This window comes from Pseudonocardia nematodicida (assembly GCF_040105385.1).
GTDB lineage: Bacteria > Actinomycetota > Actinomycetes > Mycobacteriales > Pseudonocardiaceae > Pseudonocardia > Pseudonocardia nematodicida.
This window is the reverse complement of record NZ_JBEDNQ010000013.1, coordinates 83838-103019: the sequence shown is the minus strand read 5'-3', so window position 1 is coordinate 103019 and position 19182 is coordinate 83838. Positions and strand designations below refer to the sequence as shown.

Annotated in this window: 16 protein-coding genes and 1 tRNA gene; 9 read left to right on the top strand and 8 right to left on the bottom strand. The window is 74.0% G+C overall.

The window, feature by feature from the left end:
• Positions 1–25 precede the first annotated feature (25 nt).
• Both WIS52_RS27045 and WIS52_RS27040 read left to right on the top strand, forming a co-directional pair.
• Positions 26–1267 (top strand): MFS transporter, encoded by a 1242-nt coding sequence (locus WIS52_RS27045; RefSeq protein ID WP_349301211.1) that lies wholly within the window; start codon positions 26–28, stop codon positions 1265–1267.
• Between the two features lie 12 nt (positions 1268–1279).
• The gene (locus WIS52_RS27040) at positions 1280–1876 is read left to right on the top strand and encodes a hypothetical protein (RefSeq protein ID WP_349301210.1); all 597 of its coding nucleotides are present in this window, start codon (positions 1280–1282) and stop codon (positions 1874–1876) included.
• 56 nt (positions 1877–1932) lie between these two features.
• Here WIS52_RS27040 and WIS52_RS27035 read toward each other — a convergent pair.
• Positions 1933–2017: transfer RNA gene (locus WIS52_RS27035), tRNA-Leu, on the bottom strand.
• A 98-nt stretch (positions 2018–2115) separates the two neighbouring features.
• Here WIS52_RS27035 and WIS52_RS27030 point away from each other — a divergent pair.
• The 3 genes from WIS52_RS27030 to WIS52_RS27020 all read left to right on the top strand — a co-directional run bounded on the left by WIS52_RS27030 (position 2116) and on the right by WIS52_RS27020 (position 4764).
• Positions 2116–3447 (top strand): M20/M25/M40 family metallo-hydrolase, encoded by a 1332-nt coding sequence (locus WIS52_RS27030; protein ID WP_349301209.1) that lies wholly within the window; start codon positions 2116–2118, stop codon positions 3445–3447.
• A 68-nt stretch (positions 3448–3515) separates the two neighbouring features.
• Positions 3516–4289 (top strand): SDR family oxidoreductase, encoded by a 774-nt coding sequence (locus WIS52_RS27025; protein ID WP_349301208.1) that lies wholly within the window; start codon positions 3516–3518, stop codon positions 4287–4289.
• Positions 4290–4383: 94 nt separating this feature from the next.
• A complete protein-coding gene (locus WIS52_RS27020; RefSeq protein ID WP_349301207.1) occupies positions 4384–4764 on the top strand; it encodes a VOC family protein in 381 nt (126 codons plus the stop codon).
• Between the two features lie 112 nt (positions 4765–4876).
• Here the strand turns inward: WIS52_RS27020 and WIS52_RS27015 are convergent, their stop codons facing one another.
• The 6 genes from WIS52_RS27015 to WIS52_RS26990 all read right to left on the bottom strand — a co-directional run bounded on the left by WIS52_RS27015 (position 4877) and on the right by WIS52_RS26990 (position 14929).
• The gene (locus WIS52_RS27015; RefSeq protein ID WP_349301206.1) at positions 4877–6850 is read right to left on the bottom strand and encodes an HNH endonuclease signature motif containing protein; all 1974 of its coding nucleotides are present in this window, start codon (positions 6848–6850) and stop codon (positions 4877–4879) included.
• A gap of 362 nt (positions 6851–7212) precedes the next feature.
• Entirely contained in the window at positions 7213–9216 is a 2004-nt protein-coding gene (locus WIS52_RS27010) for a glycosyl hydrolase (RefSeq protein ID WP_349301205.1), read from the bottom strand.
• A 536-nt stretch (positions 9217–9752) separates the two neighbouring features.
• The gene (locus WIS52_RS27005; protein WP_349301204.1) at positions 9753–10481 is read right to left on the bottom strand and encodes a hypothetical protein; all 729 of its coding nucleotides are present in this window, start codon (positions 10479–10481) and stop codon (positions 9753–9755) included.
• Entirely contained in the window at positions 10478–13345 is a 2868-nt protein-coding gene (locus WIS52_RS27000; RefSeq protein ID WP_349301203.1) for a glycosyltransferase family 2 protein, read from the bottom strand. Before WIS52_RS27000 ends, WIS52_RS27005 begins: the two co-directional genes overlap by 4 nt.
• A 263-nt stretch (positions 13346–13608) precedes the next feature.
• Positions 13609–13902 carry a DUF5703 family protein gene (locus WIS52_RS26995; RefSeq protein WP_349301202.1) on the bottom strand — a complete coding sequence of 98 codons (294 nt, stop codon included), beginning with the start codon at positions 13900–13902 and terminating at the stop codon, positions 13609–13611.
• A gap of 82 nt (positions 13903–13984) precedes the next feature.
• The gene (locus WIS52_RS26990) at positions 13985–14929 is read right to left on the bottom strand and encodes an aldo/keto reductase (RefSeq protein WP_349301201.1); all 945 of its coding nucleotides are present in this window, start codon (positions 14927–14929) and stop codon (positions 13985–13987) included.
• Positions 14930–15062: 133 nt separating this feature from the next.
• On the opposite strand from WIS52_RS26990, the gene WIS52_RS26985 reads away from it, so the two are divergent.
• The 4 genes from WIS52_RS26985 (at position 15063) to WIS52_RS26970 (ending at position 18287) form a co-directional block, all read left to right on the top strand.
• Positions 15063–15884 carry an undecaprenyl-diphosphate phosphatase gene (locus tag WIS52_RS26985; protein WP_349301200.1) on the top strand — a complete coding sequence of 274 codons (822 nt, stop codon included), beginning with the start codon at positions 15063–15065 and terminating at the stop codon, positions 15882–15884.
• Between the two features lie 47 nt (positions 15885–15931).
• Entirely contained in the window at positions 15932–16660 is a 729-nt protein-coding gene (locus tag WIS52_RS26980; protein ID WP_349301199.1) for a histidine phosphatase family protein, read from the top strand.
• 110 nt (positions 16661–16770) lie between these two features.
• Positions 16771–17397 carry a DUF3090 domain-containing protein gene (locus tag WIS52_RS26975; protein WP_349301198.1) on the top strand — a complete coding sequence of 209 codons (627 nt, stop codon included), beginning with the start codon at positions 16771–16773 and terminating at the stop codon, positions 17395–17397.
• Positions 17394–18287, top strand: a complete 894-nt coding sequence (locus WIS52_RS26970; protein ID WP_349301197.1) for an SCO1664 family protein — start codon at positions 17394–17396, stop codon at positions 18285–18287. The genes WIS52_RS26975 and WIS52_RS26970 overlap by 4 nt, the downstream gene beginning before the upstream one ends.
• Here WIS52_RS26970 and WIS52_RS26965 read toward each other — a convergent pair.
• Positions 18175–19173 carry a sulfite exporter TauE/SafE family protein gene (locus tag WIS52_RS26965; protein ID WP_349301196.1) on the bottom strand — a complete coding sequence of 333 codons (999 nt, stop codon included), beginning with the start codon at positions 19171–19173 and terminating at the stop codon, positions 18175–18177. The genes WIS52_RS26970 and WIS52_RS26965 overlap by 113 nt on opposite strands.
• Positions 19174–19182 lie beyond the last annotated feature (9 nt).

Here is a 19182-nt window from a genome sequence, read left to right as displayed (position 1 = left end):
TGCGGGCCGGGATGAGACTGGGCCGATGACGTCCGGCGGTGGTGCGCGGAGCGCCGCACCCGGGGCCGGTGGTCCGTCCTTCCGCCGCCGGGTGCTGGTGGTGCTGTGCCTGACCGAGATCACCAGCTGGGGTGTCCTGTACTACGCCTTCCCGGTGCTCGCGCCGTCGATCGCCGCCGACACCGGCTGGTCGATCAGCGCGGTCACCGCGGCGTTCTCCGCCGGCCTGGGTGTCTCCGCGCTCGCCGGGATCGGGATCGGCCGGGTGCTGGACCGGCACGGGCCGCGCTGGGTGATGACGGCCGGGTCGCTGCTGGCCGTCCCGGCCGTGGCCGGGATCGCCGTGGCCGGCACCTGGCCGTGGTTCCTGGCGGCGTGGCTGGTCGCCGGCCTGGCCCAGTCCGCGACGCTCTACCCGCCGGCGTTCGCGGCGCTGACCCGCTGGTGGGGCGACGACCGGGTGCGAGCGCTGACCGGCCTCACGCTGGTCGGCGGCCTGGCCAGCACGGTCTTCGCGCCGCTGACGGCCGCCCTGCTGGAGCCGTACGGGTGGCGCGGCACGTACCTGGTGCTGGCCGGCGTCCTGGCGGTGGTGACGGTGCCGGCACACCTGTTCGGCCTGCGCGGCCCGTGGCCGGAAGCGCCCCCACCGCCGCCGCGCAGCGATCCGGGCGCGATCGCCCGGAGCCCGGCGTTCGTGCTCACCGTGGCCGCGGTGTTCCTCGGGACGTTCTGCGCGTTCGCCGTCGCGGTGAACCAGGTGCCGTTGCTGATCGAGCGGGGTCTCGACGTCCAGGTGGCGGCCTGGGCACTGGCGCTCGGCGGCATCGGCCAGGTCCTGGGCCGGGCGCTCTACACCCGGGCCGTCGGGCGCCTCGCGCCGCGGACCCGCACGGTCGCCGTGCTGGGCGGGCTGGCGTCGACGACCCTGCTCCTCGGGCTCCTGCCCGGACCGGTCTGGGCCCTGGTCGCGGCCGCGATGCTGACCGGCGCGGCGCGCGGGATCATGACGTTGCTGCAGGCCACCGCGGTCTCGGACCGGTGGCCGTCGCGCTACTACGGCCGGTTGAACGGGTTGCTGGCCGCGCCCGCGATGGTGGCGGTGGCGGTGTCGCCGTGGGCGGGCAGCGCGCTGGCCGGGCCGCTCGGTGGGTACCCGGCGGTGTTCGTGCTGCTCGCCGGGGCCGCCGCGGCCGGTGCGCTGCTGGCGGTGGGCAGCCGGCCGCGATCCCCAGGTCTGGGTATGACGGGCACCCCTGTGCGGTGATCACATCGTTTCGTGTCGACGAGCTGGATCCTGTTCCTCTCCGCGGCGGGCTGCGGGCTGCTGTTCGCCGGATGCGGGCTGTGGGCGCAGCTCGTCGACGGCACCCGCAGCGGTCCCTACCGGCCGCGGGAGGCGTTCCTGCCCGTCGGGATCCTGGCCTTCTGCCTCGCGTTCGGCGGGCTCGCGTTCCTGATCGACTCGGGCGTCGCGGAGACGACGCTGTACGAGACCGTGGAGGACACCGCCGCGGTGTCCGACGACCCGCCCGTCACCGGTGTCCACCGATTCGGGGTGCAGCATCCCGGCGCCCGCCACGACCTGCTCGTGGCGCCGGAGTCGTCGATCTCGGTGGACGATCCGGTGCGGGTACGGGTTCGGCTGTCCACTCCGGACGGGCTCGTCGCGGTCGACGAGGAGCGGACTCTCGACGTGCGGTGTGAGGGTCTCACCGGCCCGTGCGAGTGGGACACGTTCACAGCGGACTTCGTGCCGGCGTCGGCCGGGGACGGGGAGCTGCGGGTCACCGTGCTCGACCCCGGCGTCACCCGGGTGCACGTGCGGATCGGTGACGAGGAGAAGACCGACGGTGAGCGGGCACCGGGGTACTGAAGACCCCCGGTACGAGTGATCCCCCGGGGCCGCCGGCCTCGGGGGATCGTGGTGTGTGTCCGAGGGGGGACTTGAACCCCCACCCCCTAATACGGGGACTAGCACCTCAAGCTAGCGCGTCTGCCATTCCGCCACTCGGACGCCGCGATCTCTCGATCGCAACGGGAGGAAGCATAGCCCAGGTCGACGGGTGCGCCGCAGCGGGGTGGGCGTCACCGCGCGGTGGTAGGAACACGCCCATGACCGCTTCCCTGAGCGATGACCCGACGAGCGCGGAGGCCGAGGTCGTCCAGCTGTGCTCCGAGCTGATCCGGATCGACACGACCAACACCGCCGACCCCGAGACCCTCGCCGGTGAGGCCGAGGCCGCCGACTACGTCGCGGACAAGCTGCGCGAGGTCGGCTACGAGGTCGAGATCGTCGAGTCCGGCATGCCGAAGCGGATGAACGTGATCGCCCGGCTGACCGGCGCCGACCCGTCCCGCGGTGCGCTGCTGATGCACGGTCACCTCGACGTCGTCCCGGCGGACGCGAGCGAGTGGTCGGTGCACCCGTTCTCCGGGGCCGTGCAGGACGGCTACGTCTGGGGCCGCGGCGCCGTGGACATGAAGGACATGGACGCGATGATGCTGGCGGTCGCCCGCCGCTTCAAGCGTGAGGGCGTCGTCCCGCCGCGGGACATCGTGTGGGCGTTCGTCGCCGACGAGGAGGCCGGCGGGAAGTGGGGTGCGCAGTGGCTGGTGGAGCACCGGCCGGACCTCTTCTCCGGCTGCACCGAGGCCGTCGGTGAGGTCGGCGGGTTCTCGCTGACCCTCGGCGACGACCAGCGCGCGTACCTGATCGAGTCGGCGGAGAAGGGCATCGCCTGGATGCGGCTGCGGGCCAAGGGCAAGCCCGGGCACGGCTCGTTCCTGCACGACGACAACGCGGTCACCACCCTCGCCGAGGCCGTCACCCGGCTGGGCAACCACACGTTCCCGCTGATCGTGACCGACACGGTCCGGGCGTTCCTGGACCGGATGACCGAGCTGACCGGCGTCGAGTACCCGGAGGACGATCTCGAGGGCGCGCTGGCGAAGCTCGGGCCGCTCTCCCGGATCATCGGCGCGACGGTCCGCGACACGGCCAACCCGACGATGCTGAACGCCGGGTACAAGGCCAACGTCATCCCGTCGACGGCCGAGGCGGTCGTCGACTGCCGGATCCTGCCGGGCCGTGAGGAGCAGTTCCTGCGCGAGGTCGACGAGCTGCTCGGTCCGGACGTCGAGCGGGAGTGGGTCACCGAGCTGCCGCCGGTGGAGACGCCGTTCGAGGGGGCGCTGACCGAGGCGATGCAGGCGGCGCTGCGGACCGAGGACCCGACCGCGGAGATCGTGCCGTACATGCTGTCCGGCGGGACGGACGCGAAGGCGTTCTCCACGCTGGGGATGAAGTGCTACGGGTTCGCGCCGCTGCGGCTGCCGCCGGAGCTGGACTTCGCCTCGCTGTTCCACGGGATCGACGAGCGGGTCCCGGTCGACGCTCTGACCTTCGGGACACGCGTCCTGGACCGCTTCCTGCGCACGGTCTGAGTGGCCCTCGCACGCCGGCCGCGGTGTGCGCCGTGACCGGTACCGGCTCTGCTGGCAGGGTGACCGGTATGGATCTCTCGGGCAGGGTCGCCCTCGTCACCGGCGGCTCGTCGGGCATCGGTGCGGCGGCGGTGGGCCGGCTGGCGGCGGCGGGTGCGTCGGTCCTGGTGGTGGACCGGGACGAGGCCGGTGCCACGGCCGTCGCCGCCCGCACCGGTGGGGCGGCGTTCCCCGCGGACGTCACCGACCCGGAGGCGCTCCCGGCAGCCGTCGCGGCGGCCGAGGAACGGTTCGGGCGGCTGGACGTGGTGCTGCTCAACGCCGGGACGACCGCCGGCCAGTCCGGGATCGAGGGCCTCGACGTGGACGGCTACCGCCGGATCGTCGGGGTGAACCTCGACCACGTGGTGTTCGGCCTGTCGGCGGCGGTGCCGGCGCTGCGCCGTACGGGTGGCGGGCGGGTCGTCGCGACGGCGTCGCTGGCGGGTCTGGTCCCGATGCCGGGAGACGCGCTGTACACCGCGACGAAGCACGCCGTCGTCGGGTACGTCCGGGCCGCGGCACCGACCCTGGCCGCCGACGGGATCACCGTCACCGCGGTCTGCCCCGGTTTCGTCGACACCGCGTTGATCGCCGGCGTGCGGGACCGGTTCGGGGACTTCCCGCTGCTCACCGCGGACGACGTCGCCGCCGCGATCGGGACGGTCCTCGAACGGGGGGAACCGGGGGAGTGCTGGTTCGTGCAGCCAGGACGGGACCCGGCCCCGTACGGCTTCCGCGGCGTCCCGAGCCCGCAGGACGCCGGCCGTCCGCCGGAGATCCAGTGGCACGACGACCGGTGACCGGCTGAGCCGACGCCGTCCCGGCGCCCGGCGCTCGGCCGGGATCGTCCGCCGCTCTTGAGCTCGACCCCGGTTCAGGTCGCATCCTGAAGCCATGGCCGATCTGAATCACACCATCGTCTTCTCCCGGGACAAGCGGGCCGGGGCCGCCTACCTGGCCGAGATCCTCGGGCTGCCGGATCCGACGCCGTTCGGACCGTTCCAGGTCGTCGAGGTCGGCAACGGCGTCAGCCTCGACTACATGGACGCCGACCGGAGCGTGGACATCCACGCGCAGCACTACGCGTTCCTGGTGTCGGACGCCGAGTTCGACGCCGCGTTCGGCCGCATCACCGAGCGCGGCCAGGAGTTCTGGGCCGATCCGGGGCGGTCCCGTGCGGGAGAGATCAACAGGAACGACGGCGGTCGGGGCGTCTACTTCGACGACCCGTCGGGCCACAACATGGAGATCCTCACCGTGCCCTACGGCGGGTGATCCCCGTGATTGCCGGGCGCGACACGGCCCGCACCCTCGGATTGGTGCGTTGTCGAGGCCCGGCATGCGCCGGTGACCTTCTCCCGAGCTCGGCTTCCGCCGGTGATCCTCTCTAGAACGGCGGCTCCGCGGTCTTCTCGGCCAGCACCCGGGCGGCGAGGTCGGGGTCGCGCATCAGGGCGAGGGTCGAGGGCCCGTGCTTGGCGACCTTGTTGGTGGCCCGCACCGGACCCACCGGGGACGGGTCGGTCCGGTAGACGTGCCCCGACGGGGTGGTCCACTCCACCGTGCCGTCGGTGTGCAGGGCGGTGCTCCAGCCGCGGCAGTGCTTGAGCAGGTGATCACCGCGGCAGTGCGGGCACAGGTTCTCCGCCACGGTCAGCCCGCCGGTGCCGTCGGCGCGGTGCGGGACGACGTGGTCGAGGTCGCAGCGGTGTGAGGGCACCCGGCAGCCCGGCGTGGCGCAGGTGGGGAACCGGGCGCGGACGAACGCGTCGGTCTTGGCGTCGGGCCGATATTTGGTGGGGTCGCGGTGCTGGACCTGGCCGGTGATCGGGTTGGTGAACAGGCGGGTCCAGATGCCGGCCGGGTCGAAGGCCAGTGCGCGGGCGTCGGAGGCGGGGATGGGGCCGTAGCCGGCGAGTTCGGCGGGTTCGTCGTCGGCGCCGATCAGGGTGTCGGCCGAGATCGTGACGTTAATGCGGATCTGGATGGAGTTGCGGGCGGCGGGGGTGCCGCCGGGTGGGGCGGGTGCGATCCCGGGGATCGGCACCGGCGCGGTCCGAGCGTCGTCGGGTCCGGATGGGGCCGCGGCCGGACCGCCGCCGCTCGCGCCAGACCCGGAGGCGCTACGCGCCGAGGCACGGCCGCCGGACCCGCCGCGACCGGAGTCGACGCTGCCGGAGTCGCCGGTGCCGGAGGCGGCGCTGCGAGAGGCGGTGCTGCCGGAGGCGGCGCTGCGAGAGGCGGTGCTGCCGGAGGCGGTGCGGGGCTGGGGGATGCCGAACGGGTTCACCCCCACCGGACCCGTCTCGCCAGCCGGTCCGGCGGGCGCGGCAGGCATCGCAGCCTCGCCGGCCGTGGCCCGCGCCTCGGCCGCCGCAGCGGCGACCGCCGTCGCGAGGGCGGCGGTGCCTTCGCTGGCATAGCCGGTGCCGTGCAGCACCAGATCCACCAGCGCATCGGTGCGCCGCTCATCCATGGTGCGCGGGTCCGAGGCCCCGCAGCCGCGGGCGTGCTGGTCGAGCACCGCATAGATCCCGGTGGCGGCCGCGGCGGGCAGGAACACCCGCATCACCGCCATCCCATCCGGCTCGGGCTGCACGACCACCGCCCGGGTCCGGGCCTTGCGCTCCCGGCGCGTGCGCGGCACCTCATCACCCAGACGCAGCAGGAACCGGGCGATCGCCGCACCCAACTGCCCCGTCGTCTGCGTCGGAGCCTTGGGCAACACCGCGGCCTGTAACCGGGCGGTCTGCTTCTCGGTGAGATTGTCGGCGCCGTCGAGCACCTTCATGATCTTCGGCCAGGTCAACCGCCCGGCCCGGGCCAGCTTCGCGGTCGGCGCCATCCGCGGGTCGAACAGCCGCCGCGCATGGAACACCCGGATACCGGCACCGGTACGGGTCAGGTGCAACGCGAACCGGATCTCCGCGGTGGCCGAGTCCACCGCACCCTCCAGGGTGTCCATCGGCCCCAACCCACCGTCGCGGGCCGGGTCGTAGTTCGCCAGGAACTCGGCCACCTCCCGCTCGGCCTCACCGGCGAACCCGTCGATCTCCTCGGACTGCATCACCTGCAACCGCGCGATCACCATCTCGAAGGCCTTGATCCGCTCCACCCGCTCGAACGACGACGTCCCCGCATCCGGCGGGCACTCCAGGATCGCGAGCAGTGCGGCATCGGGCGGATGCTCCGACCACCGTGGAGGGTCGGGATCGGGTGGGGGCACCGAGTCCCGGCCGAGGCCTTCCGTGGTCGAGGGGGACGCGGCGGATCCCGCGCCGAGCGAGGCGGTACCGGGCGAGGCGGTACCGGGCGAGGAGGTGTCGGCCGGACCAGTGTCGGTCGGATCAGCCGAGGGCATGACGTCGAACATGTGTCCGAGTATCGCGAAGCCCTCTGACAGTTTCGGCTGGTCAGCGAGCCCATGACGGAAAGGTCACCCGGAAAGAGCAATGCCCGGAGACCGTGTGGTGAAAGGTCCAGGTCCCGCGGAACGCGACGACTTCGACCCGCTCGGGCTCACCCGTCAAGCCGACGAGCTCGGCATCGACGGAGTCGAGGCAACCGCCGCCGACCCACACCCGCCCCACCTACAGCAGCACGGCGACGGGGAGAACGGCGCAGACGCCCACCACGACGCCGGGACGGAACCGGCAGCAGTGGTCGGTGATCGAACCCCTATCCCACGCGCCGTCCACGGCCCGGCGCACCATCACGGCCCGCTCAGGACCGCGACAGGATCCAGGCCATCATGTACGACCTGGTGTTCCCGTCGTCGATCCGTCCCTCCGGCAACGCCCGCGCCTCGGCGAGCGCGGCCTCCCGGTCGGCCAGCGCCAGGTACATGATGATCGAGTCGGCGTAGGGCACGTCGAACCCGCCCGGCGTCGCCTCGGCGACGTTCGCCCGGATCCGCCCGGGGTCCCCGCGCAGGTACTCCGCGACCGGCGACATGGGGATCAGCTGGATCGCGAGGATCGCCGACGGCTCCGCCGAGAACCAGGTCGACCAGTCCCGCTTGCCGCCCCAGTTGATCCCCAGCACCTGGTGGGAGAACCCGGGGAACGGCGCCAGATCCGGCTCCACCCAGTACCGCATCGCCGACGCGGCCTCCCGCGACAGCATCGCCACCGCCATGTCCCGCTGGGCGACGTTCCCGCGCAGGTCCGCCCACATGGCGAGTCCGTTGTAGGCGGACACCGACTCCGAACTGGACTCCTGGTTGTTGCCGTCGCCGAACGGGCTGAACCCGGACGCCCACGAGTGCCCGGCGTAGGCGTCGAACGCCCGGTGCTCGGGGAACTCGGGGGTCCGCTCCGGGCTGCCGACGTCGGCGGCCAGCAGGTCGATCACCGGCCCGATCCGCTCGACCAGCTCCGGGTCGTCGCGGCCCAGCATGGCCGCCGCGTACAGGAAGTAGCCGTAGTGGAACTGGTGGTCGTTGAACTCCTCGGACCCGAACGAGTTCTCCAGGCCGACCATCCCGCGGATCGCGGGGTCGTAGACGAAGCAGTGCGTGACGCGTCCCTCGCAGCCGGCCGGGTCGGCCCACCGCTCCAGCAGCGGGACGAGCTGGTCGCGCACCCGCTGCGCGGTCGGCTCCATGTCCAGATCGGACGCCAGCCGCATCAGCGTCGCCGCCCGTACCAGCTGCTTGCCGCCGAAGTAGGTGTCCGCGGCGTCCAGGCGCAGCTCGGCGACGTCGCGTTCGACGAGCGCGGACAGCTCCGCCCGGCCGTCGGCGTCCACACCGGACAGATCGAGGGCTCCGGACGGGGTGAGCGCCGCCGTCGTCGTGGCCACTGTGGACGTACGGCAGACCGGCATCGGCCCGTACACGGTCGCGAACTCGCCGACCGGGGCGCAGCCGGGGTCGCCGGTGAACGGCATCCCCCCGGCGATCGTGTCGCCGCCCTCGGTGCGGTAGGTCAGTGTCGTCCGGACCGTGTCGCCGTCGACCTGCTCGGTGACCGCACCCCCGCCGACCCCGACGCGGGCGGCATCGGCGAACTCGGCGGCGTCGCCGTCCGGCGGGACGGCGTAGAAGGTCGCCGACGCGCCGGCCGGGAGTGTCAACTCCGACCCGTCGAGGGTGCCGTCGGTGACGACGCCGTAGCGGTCGCCGCGGATCTCCACCAGGCCGTCGGCGTCGAGCGGCTGCGGCCCGACGGTGACGCGCTGCTCGGTCGTCGCCGTCCACCGGACGAACGGCGAGCCGCGGGTGATCAGCAGGCGGCCCTGCTCGGCGCCCTCGGGGCCGAGCAGCGCGACGGTGACGGTGAGATCGTCGTAGGCGACGACGGCGAGGTCGGAGGTGCCGAGCGCGACGTCCGGTCCCGGCGTGTGCGCCCCGAAGATCGTCGCACCCTCGGCGCGGACCTCGGGGACTCCCAGCGAGAACCCGTCCGGCCGGACCGCGACCGACAACGGCAGCGGGAACACCGGCTGCGGCTCCTCGGGGAACACCAGCCCGGAGAACCAGCGGTTGGTCGGCGGGACCTGGTCCTCGGCGAGCCGCATCGCCGGCGCGGTCCCGATGGAGCGGTGCGGCAGGCCCGCGACGCTCGCCGCGATCGCCGGGTCGCTCGCCGCGGTGGCGGCGGGTCCGGCCGGGTCGTCGGGACCCGGCCCGGGAACGGCGTGGACGACCATCGTGCAGCCGGCGACGACGGGGACCGCGAGCAACGCGACGAGCCGGCGCAGCAGTGACCCTCGGCGCGGTGGCACCGCCCGGGGCGTGCCGCGACGTGCGGCGGACGACGCCGGACGGCCCGGTGGGGCGACGGCGGGGCGGGTACCCCGGCCGGCCCGCGACCGCGGAACCGGGACCCGGCCGGTGGCGGAGCCCGGAGCGGGACGGTGGCCGGGCCGTGCCCCGGAGCCGGGCGCGAGACCCTCCGCCGGCCGCGTCCGGGGACGGTGCGGAGCCGGGTCGCCCGGATCTCCCCGCCGGGACGACGGCCGACCGTCGTCCGGGGGTGTCCGGCGGGCCGGTGGGAGATCGTCGCCGTAGGGCGGCCGGGGCGCCGGCGGCCGGGGAACCGGCCCGGGGTGACCGGCCGCCGCGGCCCGCGGGCCGGGGATCGGGGCCGGGCCGCCGGGGGTGGCGTCGGCGGCCGACGGCGGCCGGTCGCCGTCCGACGGGTGCCGGCCGGGTCCGTCGGGCCCCGGCACCTCGCCGTGCCGGGGCCGGGGGCCGGGGGCGGCGTGGCCGCGGGCTCCGCCGTCGTGTGCGGGGGGACCGCCCGAGGAGTGCCGGCCGCTCACGGCGCGAACCCGGTGATTGAGGTGAGCCACTCGGTCGCGCTGGTGACGACGCCGTCGTTGCGCAGGTACAGCGTCGCCTGCACCGGTGTGCCGACGGCGAACAGCCCGTCCACGGTGGCGTCGGCGAGCTCCGGGCTGAAGGCCTGCACGACGGTCCGCGCCTCGCCGTTCTCGGTGCTCACCTGCACCCGCCCGGCCTGGGCGGTGATCGTCTCGTTGTTCGGCAGGACCACGCCGACGGTCGCGTTCGGAGGCAGCCGGGCGTAGTCCGGCGCGGTCAGGACGAACTCGGACTCCACGAACAGCGACCCGGCCCGCTGCACCGTCGCCAGCTCCGAGTTGGCGGCGGCGAACGACCCGACCGCGTACCCCACCGAGTCGACCCGGCCGTCGTCGGTGGCGGTGATGACCAGGATGCTGCCGTCCTTGATCGGGTACGGCACCCGGGCCGGGTCGAGCAGGCCCTGCTCGAGGTCCCGGGCCAGCGTCGCGCTCTGCACCTCGAACATCGGCTGGCCGGCCGAGACCTCGTCCCCGACCTGGACCAGCTGCTCGGTGACGGTGCCCGAGTAGTCGGTCCCGACGGGGTAGTTCTCCGCCCCGAGTGCGGCCGAGCGGCTCTCGACCTGCCCGTTGCGGGCGTTCAGCGTGATCGTCAGGTAGGCCACCAGCAGGAGGACGGCGGCGATGCCCAGTCCCAGCCGCAGCCGTCGCGCGGGGCTCATCGGTGACTCCGGTCGTGGCGGGCGGGCCGGTGCACGACGGGCAGCGGATCGCTCCCGTTCTCCCTCGGCTGCGGGACGAGTCCGCCGACGATGGCGTCGGCGCGGGCGATCCGGCTGTCGGCGGGACGCTCCGGCGCGCCCGACCCGGACGTGTCGGGGGAGCCGCGGCGGTGGGACGCGGCGGCGCCGGGCCCGTCCAGGCCCTCCTGTCCGGTGTGGACGCCGGATCCGCGCGGCCGGCGGCGGGCGCGCTCGCGGGCCGGTCCGGTGGTCTGCCGGGAGCCGCCGGACGGCGTGTCCTCCCGGGGACGGGGGACACGGGACGGGGGCCGGCCGGGGTCGGCGGCGGGGCGACGCCCCGCGCTCGCGCCGGAGCGGGGGACGGGCGAGTCGTCGGTGCGAGCGTTCCGCTGTGCGGGGCGGGGGTCGTCCCGGAGCCCCGGGTGCGATCCCCGGCCCCGGCCGTTCTGCGGTCCGGAGTGGACCCCGTCGCCGTTCCGGGACCCGTTCCCGTACCCGGCGTGCGGGGGAGCCGCGCCGGTGTCCTGCGGTCCGGAGTGCGGTCCGGCGCCCCGGCCGCCGTCGGCGCCGCCGCGGGAGCCGCGGGCGGTCCTGGGTCCGGTGGCCGGGCCGGGGTGCGATCCGGCCGGCACGGCGGACCCCCACTCCGGGGACGCTCCGGCCGGCCCGGCGGATCCCCCCTCCGGGGACGCTCCGCGCGCGGCGACCGCCGACGACCGCGGACCCGTGGCCGGACCGGACCGGCGCCCGCCGGGGAGCCCGGTGGCCGGACCGGGGCGTCGCCCGTCGGGGAGTCCGGCTCGGGGCCCGGTGGAGGGTCCGGGGCGTCGCCCGGCGATCGGCCCGGACGGGGGGCCGGCGTGACCGTCGCGGGACACCGGCACGGGCACCACGCGGGTCGCGGCCCGGTTCTCCCGGGCCCCGGCCTCCGGCCCGGCGACGTCGGCCGCGGCGTCCCCGGGCACGACCCGGGTCCGGGCTCCGGCCGGCGTCGCCGCCTTGTCCCGTGCCGTGGCCGGCTGCGATGCCTCCTCCGGCTGCGTCGCCCGCAGTGGCGCGACCGGGACCGCGCTGCGGATGCGGGTCCGGGCCTGCGGCAGCACCGGCGTCGTCACCTTGCGGTCGTGTTCGCCGACCGGCTCGCGCCCGGTGCGGCGCAGCCGCGCCACCTCCCGCGCCTCGACCCGGTTGTCGGCCGACTCGCGGAACGCGGTGGCGACGAACGCACCCAGCACCGCGGTGTTGAGCATGTTCCAGAACAGGGCCAGGTTGAACGACCGCGTCTGGTAGGCCTGCCACAGCCCGACCACCGACGTCGCGGCGAGGAACACCAGCGCCAGCACCTGCGGCGCGATGAAGGCGAACGGCGAGTTCCGGACGCCCTTCTGCCCGGTGACGCTCCACGCCTGGTCCTTGTTCAGCAGCGCGTTCACCAGCGCCTTGACGTAGATCGGGAACGACGCCGACGCCAGCAGCAGCGTCTCCCACCGGAACGAGCCGATGGTGAACAGCGCGACCGCGATCTGCATGAAGTAGAAGCCGGCGTAGTACAGCACCCAGGTGAGCACCGGGACGTCCGGCGAGATCGGGGTGATCCCGAAGTAGATCTGCATCGGCGGCACCAGGAGCAGCAGCCCGGGCGCGATCCCGACCAGGTAGAACGTCGCCGTCCCGAAGTACTGCAGCCGCTGGTCCAGGGTGAGGTTGCGGCCGCGGCCCATCGGGTTGGCGCGCAGCAGGATCTCGAAACCGCCGGTGGCCCAGCGCAGCTGCTGTTTGGTGTAGGTCTCGATCGTCTCCGGGGTGTGCCCGACGGCCAGTTCCAGACCGATGTAGACCGAGCGCCAGCCGCGCTCGTGCAGCTTCATCGAGGTCCAGACGTCCTCGGACTTCGACTCCTGCCAGATCCCGCCGATCTCGGCGATCGCGGTGCGCCGGAACACCACGTTGGTCCCGACGCAGAACGCGGCGTTGAACCGGTTCTTGCCGGGCTGGGTGAACTTGTAGAAGACCGTCTGCATGTAGCCCGCGCCGCGCGAGATCAGGCCCTTGAGGTTGCCGTAGGCCTGCGGGGTCTGGACGAACGCGACGGCCGCGTCGGCGAAGAACGGGACCGTCTCGTAGAGGAAGTCCGGCCGGGCGACGAAGTCGGCGTCGAGGATGACGAACAGCTCCCCGCTGGTCACCGACAGCGCGTGGTTGATGTTGCCGGCCTTGGCGTGCGCGTTGCCCTCCCGGGCGACGTACTCCGCGCCGAGCTCGGCCGCCAGGTCGCGGACGGCGGCGGACTTGCCGTCGTCGAGCACGTAGACGGTGTGCTCGCCGTCCATCGCGACGGCGGCGGTGACGGTCTTGCGGATGTCGTCGAGCGCCTCGCCGTAGGTGGTGACGAAGACGTCCACCCCGATCGGTGCGCCGTGCAGCTGCATCGGCTCGGTGCGACGGCCGACGCCGATCGCCCGGGTGGACTCGGCGTCGCCGCCGTAGAGCCTGCGCTGGGCCTCGTTGAACGTGTAGTCGCGCGGGTCGTGGCCGCTGGACAGGATCGTCCACAGCGACAGCAGTGCCTGCAGCACGATGAAGGACTCGGCGACGAGCACCAGGAGGTAGGCCGGCCAGTCACCGCGGTTCGAGAAGTCGAACAGGAAGATCGTGTACGCGAGCACGCCGATGGCGGCGACCAGCACGATCGTCATCAGCGACGGCGAGTCGGCGACGACCTGGCTGCGCGTGCGCCGCTGGTCGGCAGGCGTCGAACCGCCCCTGGAGCCGGCGGCGGCGCCGCGGGCGGAACCGGCAGCTGCGACACCGCCGGTGGCGGGCCGCGGACGGCGGACGGACATGTGCAGACGACTCCGGGGTGGGGAACGAGCGCCCGGGACGTCCTCGGCCTGGCCCGCTGCGTGATGCATGGGGGGAGCGGCATCCACGAGGGGGAGCGACGGATGCGCCTGCGTCATCCTGTCGAGTGAACCCGGGTTCACTCAATACGGTGAACCTCACGCTGCGTGCTGTTAACGACAGGGGGGTTCACTGCGATGGGTGATCGTTGCGTGCGGCGACGGTCACCGGAGCCGCCTCAGGACGTCAACGTCAGGACGTCGGCTCAGAACGTCGGCTCGGGCAGCATGCCACCGTGGGTCAGCCGGCGCCGCAGCACCACCTTGCGGACGCCGCCGGGGTAGAGCCGCATCCGGGAGAGCTCCCAGCCGGAGAACTCGGCCTGGATGGCGAGCCGGACGGACGCCGTCAGCCGGGACACGTCGGAGTCGATCCGGACCGGGCGGTACTCGTAGCGCTCGTCGGCCCATCCCTCGCCGTCGCGGGTACCGGCGAACCGGTGCCCGCCCCTGGGATTCCCCTCGCCGTCCTCCGGCCCGCCCGCTGCCGTCGCCGTCATCGTGCCTCCCGCTCGCCGACCCTCACGGTGGCCACCACGATAGGTCGGTGAACGGGGGGATGCCAGGGCGTGACGGCCGGGATCAGACCGGGTCGCTGACGTCGTCGAGGGCGGTCCGGATCTCCGCCGGCAGGGTGAGGTCCTCGGCGCCCAGTGAGGCGCGCAGCTGGGCCGCGTCCCGGGCCCCGACGACGGCGCTCGCCACACCGGGCCGGTCCCGCACCCAGGTCAGCGCGACGGCGAGCGGTGAGGTGCCGAGCCCGTCGGCGGCGGTCAGCACCGACTGCACGATCCGCGCCGAGTGCTCGGTGCGGCGGGCCTCGACGTAGGACGCCAGCAGCGCGCTCGCGCCACGGGAGTCGGCCGGGGTGCCGTCGGTGTACTTGCCGGTCAGCACCCCTCGGCCGAGCGGTGCCCAGGCCAGCACCCCGAGCCCGTGGTGCGCGGCCGCGGGGAGCAGCTCGGCCTCCGGCCCGCGGGCCAGCAGCGAGTACTCGACCTGCGCCGAGACCGGCCGGCAGACCGCCGGATCGGGCCCGGCGGCCGCGCGTCCGGCCACCGTCGCGAGCTGCCAGCCGCGCGGGGCGACCAGGCCGGCGTAGCGGACCCGGCCCGAGTAGACCGCGACCTGCACCGCCGACAGCGTCTCGTCCAGCGGGACCCGCGGGTCCCAGCCGGGGACCTGCCACAGGTCGAGGTGGCTGACGCCGAGCCGGCCCAGGGTGGTGTCCAGCGACCGCAGCAGCGCCGCGCGCGACGCGTGCTCGCCGCCTGCCGGGGAGGCACCCCGCCCGGCGAGCACGATGGCGTCCCGGCCGACCGCTCGGCGCAGCAGCCCGCCGAGCACCTGCTGGGCCGTGCCGCCGCCGTAGTCGTCGGCCGTCTCGACGAGCGTCCCGCCGGCGTCGAGGAAGGCCGCGAGCTGCTCCGCCGCGTCGGCCGGGGAGGTGTCCTCTCCCCAGGTCATCGTGCCCAGGCCGACCCGGGACACCTCCAGGCCGCTGGCGCCCACCGGTCTGTGTTGCACGCCCGCGAGCCTAGATCCGGGGTCGGTTCCACGGTCGAGGGCGCGCGATGTGACCCGGGTCGCCGCGAGTACGGTGACGGCCCGTGACCGAATCGTCATCCCTGCCGCCGGCGCTCCCTGTCCGGGGTCCCCGATGAGCTGGATCGAGGTCATCGTCCTCGGGATCGTCCAGGGGCTCACCGAGTTCCTGCCCGTCTCCTCCTCGGGGCACATGCGGATCGCCTCCGAGGTGTTCTTCGGCCGGGACCCCGGGGCCGCCTTCACCGCGGTCTCCCAGATCGGGACCGAGGTCGCGGTGATCGTGTACTTCGCGAAGGACATCTGGCACCTGTTCACCACCTGGCTGCGCGGGTTCCGCGACGCCGAGGTCCGGGCCACCGACGACTACCGGCTGGCCTGGCTGGTGATCATCGGATCCATCCCGATCGCGGTGCTCGGCATCCTGTTCAAGACCCAGATCGAGACGGTCGCCCGGAACCTGTGGCTGGTCGCCACGATGCTGATCGTCTTCGGGATCCTGCTCGGCCTGGCCGAGCGCTTCGGCAGGCAGGTGAAGCCGATCGAGCGGATCACCGTCAAGGACGGCATCCTGCTCGGCTTCGCCCAGGCGATGGCGCTGATCCCGGGGGTCTCCCGGTCCGGCGGCACGATCACCGCGGGGCTCGCGCTGGGCCTGACCCGCCCGGCGATCGTGCGGTACTCGTTCCTGCTGGCCATCCCGGCGGTGTTCGGGGCCGGGCTGTTCACCCTGCCCGACGTCTTCTCCGGCGACGGTCCGAGCGGGATCCAGATGCTGACCACCGTGGTCGTGTCCTTCGTGGTCGGCTACGCGGCCATCGCCTGGCTGCTGAGGTTCGTGCAGAACAACACGGTCTACGTGTTCGTGGCCTACCGGATCGCGTTGGGCGTCGCGCTGCTGGCGGCGCTGTCGATCGGGGCGATCTCGGCGACCTGAGCGTCCGTCGTCCCCCACCCGCCGCAGGTCACGTAGCCTCGGCGGGCGTGACGACGTTGATCCTGCTCCGGCACGGGCGCTCGACCGCGAACACGGCGGGCGTGCTGGCCGGGCGCACCCCGGGCGTCGAGCTCGACGACCGCGGGCGCGAGCAGGCCGAGCAGCTCGTGTCCCGGCTGGCCGAGCTGCCGCTCGCGGGGATCGTCAGCTCCCCGATGGACCGCTGCCGGCAGACCGTCGCCCCGCTGGCCGCCGCCCGCGGGCTGGAGCCGGTCGTCGAGGACGACCTGGCCGAGGTCGACTACGGCGCCTGGACCGGCCGGAAGATCTCCGAGCTGGGTTCGGAGGACCTCTGGAAGGTGGTGCAGGCGCACCCCTCGGCGGCGACCTTCCCGGACGGCGAGTCGCTGGCCGCGATGCAGGCGCGGGCGGTCGCCGCGGTGCGCCGGCACGTCGAGCGGGTGACCGCCGAGCACGGCGACCGGTCGATCCTGGTCGCCTGCAGCCACGGTGACGTGATCAAGGCGGTGCTGGCCGACGCGCTGGCCTGCCACCTGGACAACTTCCAGCGGATCGTCGTCGACACCTGCTCGGTCAGCGTGATCGCCTACACCGCGCTGCGGCCGTTCGTGGCCCGGATGAACGAGCAGGCCGGGGACGTGGCGAACCTGATCCCGCCGCCACCGGCCGAGAACGGCTCCGGCGAGGGCGCACCGGACGCCGCACCCGCGATGTCCGGATCGGACGCCGTCGTCGGGGGCGCCACGAACGCGTGAGGTAGGGTGATCAAGCTCGCACGGTGCGCGCATCGCCCCTGGTCGGGTTCGGAGTGTGCCCGGAGCTGCAGATGCCCGCCGACCCGGCGTCGCCTACCCTGTGAGAGGTCATGGCACGCGTCATCCACGTCTTCCGCCGCCCGGACCGCTTCGTGGCCGGGACCGTCGGCGAGCCCGGCGATCGCGCCTTCTACCTCCAGGCGATCGAGAGTTCCCGGACGATCAGCGTGCTGCTGGAGAAACAGCAGGTCTCGGTGCTGGCGGAGCGGATCACCGCGCTGCTCGGCGAGGTCGCCAAGCGCTTCGGCGAGGAGAACCTGACCGAGGCCCCCGCGTCCGAGACCCCGTTCGAGATCCCGGGGACCCCGGCGTCCGACGGCGCCGGCGCCACGGACACCGACCCCCTGGCGGTCCCGCTGGAGGAGGAGTTCCGGGTCGGCACCATGGGTCTGGGGTGGGACGCGGACTCCAGCTCGATCGTCGTCGAGCTCCTGGCGGTGACCGAGGAGGAGGTCGACGAGTCGGTCGTGCTCGACGACACCGAGGAGGGCCCGGACGCGCTGCGGGTGTTCCTGTCGCCGAACGCGGCGCGGGCGTTCGCCGACCGGGCAGAGAAGGTCGTCTCCGCCGGCCGCGCGCCGTGCCCGCTGTGTGCCGAGCCGCTGGACCCGGAGGGGCACGTGTGCGTCCGGCTGAACGGCTACCACGACCGCAACCCCGTGGCCGAAGCCGAGTGAGCGGGGTCCCCGACCTGCGTGACCCGGCCGTCCCCGAGATCCTCGACCACGGCCGGATCGAGATCACCGGGCGGCTGGTGGACGCCTCGAACGCAACGCTGTTCGGCACCGCCGAGCTCGACGGTGTCGAGCTGCGGTGCGTCTACAAGCCGGTCCGCGGCGAGCGGCCGCTGTGGGACTTCCCGGACGGCACCCTGGCCGGTCGCGAGGTCGGCGCCTACCTGATCTCCGAGCAGTCCGGCCTGCGCGTCGTCCCGCCGACGGTGCTGCGCGAGAACGGCCCGTTCGGGCCGGGGATGGTGCAGGCCTGGGTGTCCTCGGGCGACGAGAGCGCGCTGACCGACCCCACCCACGACAAGCTGGACGGCGAGCTCGACGAGGAGACCCTCCAGCTCGCCGCCGAGTCGCTCGTCGACCTCTGCGAGCCGGGAGAGATCCCGGACGGCTGGCTGCCGGTACTGCGCGCCCGCGACGGCGGCGGCGACCCGATCGTGCTCGTGCACGCCGACCACCCGCAGCTGCGGGCGATGGCGCTGTTCGACGTCGTGGTCAACAATGCCGACCGCAAGGGCGGGCACGTGATCGTCAGCCGCAGTACCGGAGACGGCGAGCAGGTCTTCGGCGTGGACCACGGGCTGACCCTGCACACCGAACCGAAGCTGCGCACCGTGCTGTGGGGCTGGGTCGGCGACGAGCTCGGGGAGGAGCTCACGGCCGCGCTCAAGGAGCTGCGCGCCCGGCTGACCGGGGAGTTCGCCGACGTCCTCGGCGCGCACGTCACCCGCCGCGAGGTCGCCGCCCTGCGCTCCCGGGTCGACCGGCTGCTGGCGGAGCCGCGGTTCCCCGGCCCGGACGGCTTCGGCCCCGCGATCCCCTGGCCCGCGTTCTGAGCCTGCCCGGCCCACCCGCACCGCCCGGTCCGTCGGCGCCGTCCTGATCCGTTCCGGTCCGGGACCGGCGCCGCAGCCGGACCAGCCCGACGATCTCGCGGACCGCCATCGCCGTCGCGAAGACGCCGAACACCAGGCCGAGGACCTGCGCGTCCAGCGCCAGGGCCAGGAACGCCCCGGCGACCGTGCCGGGTGCGGACGACGCGGCCAGCAACCACCCCCACCACGCCGACGCGGTGCCCTGGCGCAGGTGCACGACCGTGCCGACGATCGAGTTCGGGATGAACATCAGCAGCGACGTGCCCGCCGCGACCTGCAGGTCCACTCCGAACAGCAGCACCATCGCCGGGACCGCGAGCAGGCCGCCGCCGAGCCCCATCGCGCCGGCCCAGGCCCCGATGACCAGGCCGACCACCGTCGTCGTCGGGTGCAGGAACCACGGGTTCGCGACGAGGTCGGCCGGTACCAGGGCCTGGGAGAACAGCGGTGGGCCGAACGCGTCGAGGGCCAGCTTCGCCGCGGTGAGCAGCAGGATCGCGATCAGCAGTACCCGCAGCACCGACTCGCTGGCGCGGGCGAGCAGCCGGGGCCCGATCACCCCACCGGCGATCCCGCCGAGGGTCAGCCCGGCCGCGATCCGCAGGTCGAGGGTGCCGCCGCCGAAGCCGTAGGCGGCCGCGCCGGCGACGCAGACCCCGATGTTCGCGATCGTCGACGAGCCGTGGATCCGGGCCCGCGACATCGTGGTGAACCGGTCGAGGGCGGGCACGAACAGCACCCCGCTGCCGCCGCCGATCAGCCCGCCGATCACACCGCCGGTGAACCCGATGCCGCCGACCAGCCCGCCGCGGGACCGTCCGGCGGGGGATGCGTCGTCGCGGGGCATCCCCCGATT

Bases quoted from the DNA above. Each gene is read 5' to 3' on its own strand.
- WIS52_RS27045 (WP_349301211.1), top strand. From the start codon at position 26: ATGACGTCCGGCGGTGGTGCGCGGAGCGCCGCACCCGGGGCCGGTGGT.
- WIS52_RS27030 (WP_349301209.1), top strand. From the start codon at position 2,116: ATGACCGCTTCCCTGAGCGATGACCCGACGAGCGCGGAGGCCGAGGTC.
- WIS52_RS27025 (WP_349301208.1), top strand. From the start codon at position 3,516: ATGGATCTCTCGGGCAGGGTCGCCCTCGTCACCGGCGGCTCGTCGGGC.
- WIS52_RS27020 (WP_349301207.1), top strand. From the start codon at position 4,384: ATGGCCGATCTGAATCACACCATCGTCTTCTCCCGGGACAAGCGGGCC.
- WIS52_RS27015 (WP_349301206.1), bottom strand. From the start codon at position 6,850: ATGCCCTCGGCTGATCCGACCGACACTGGTCCGGCCGACACCTCCTCG.
- WIS52_RS27005 (WP_349301204.1), bottom strand. From the start codon at position 10,481: ATGAGCCCCGCGCGACGGCTGCGGCTGGGACTGGGCATCGCCGCCGTC.
- WIS52_RS27000 (WP_349301203.1), bottom strand. From the start codon at position 13,345: ATGTCCGTCCGCCGTCCGCGGCCCGCCACCGGCGGTGTCGCAGCTGCC.
- WIS52_RS26995 (WP_349301202.1), bottom strand. From the start codon at position 13,902: ATGACGGCGACGGCAGCGGGCGGGCCGGAGGACGGCGAGGGGAATCCC.
- WIS52_RS26985 (WP_349301200.1), top strand. From the start codon at position 15,063: ATGAGCTGGATCGAGGTCATCGTCCTCGGGATCGTCCAGGGGCTCACC.
- WIS52_RS26975 (WP_349301198.1), top strand. From the start codon at position 16,771: ATGGCACGCGTCATCCACGTCTTCCGCCGCCCGGACCGCTTCGTGGCC.
- WIS52_RS26965 (WP_349301196.1), bottom strand. From the start codon at position 19,173: ATGCCCCGCGACGACGCATCCCCCGCCGGACGGTCCCGCGGCGGGCTG.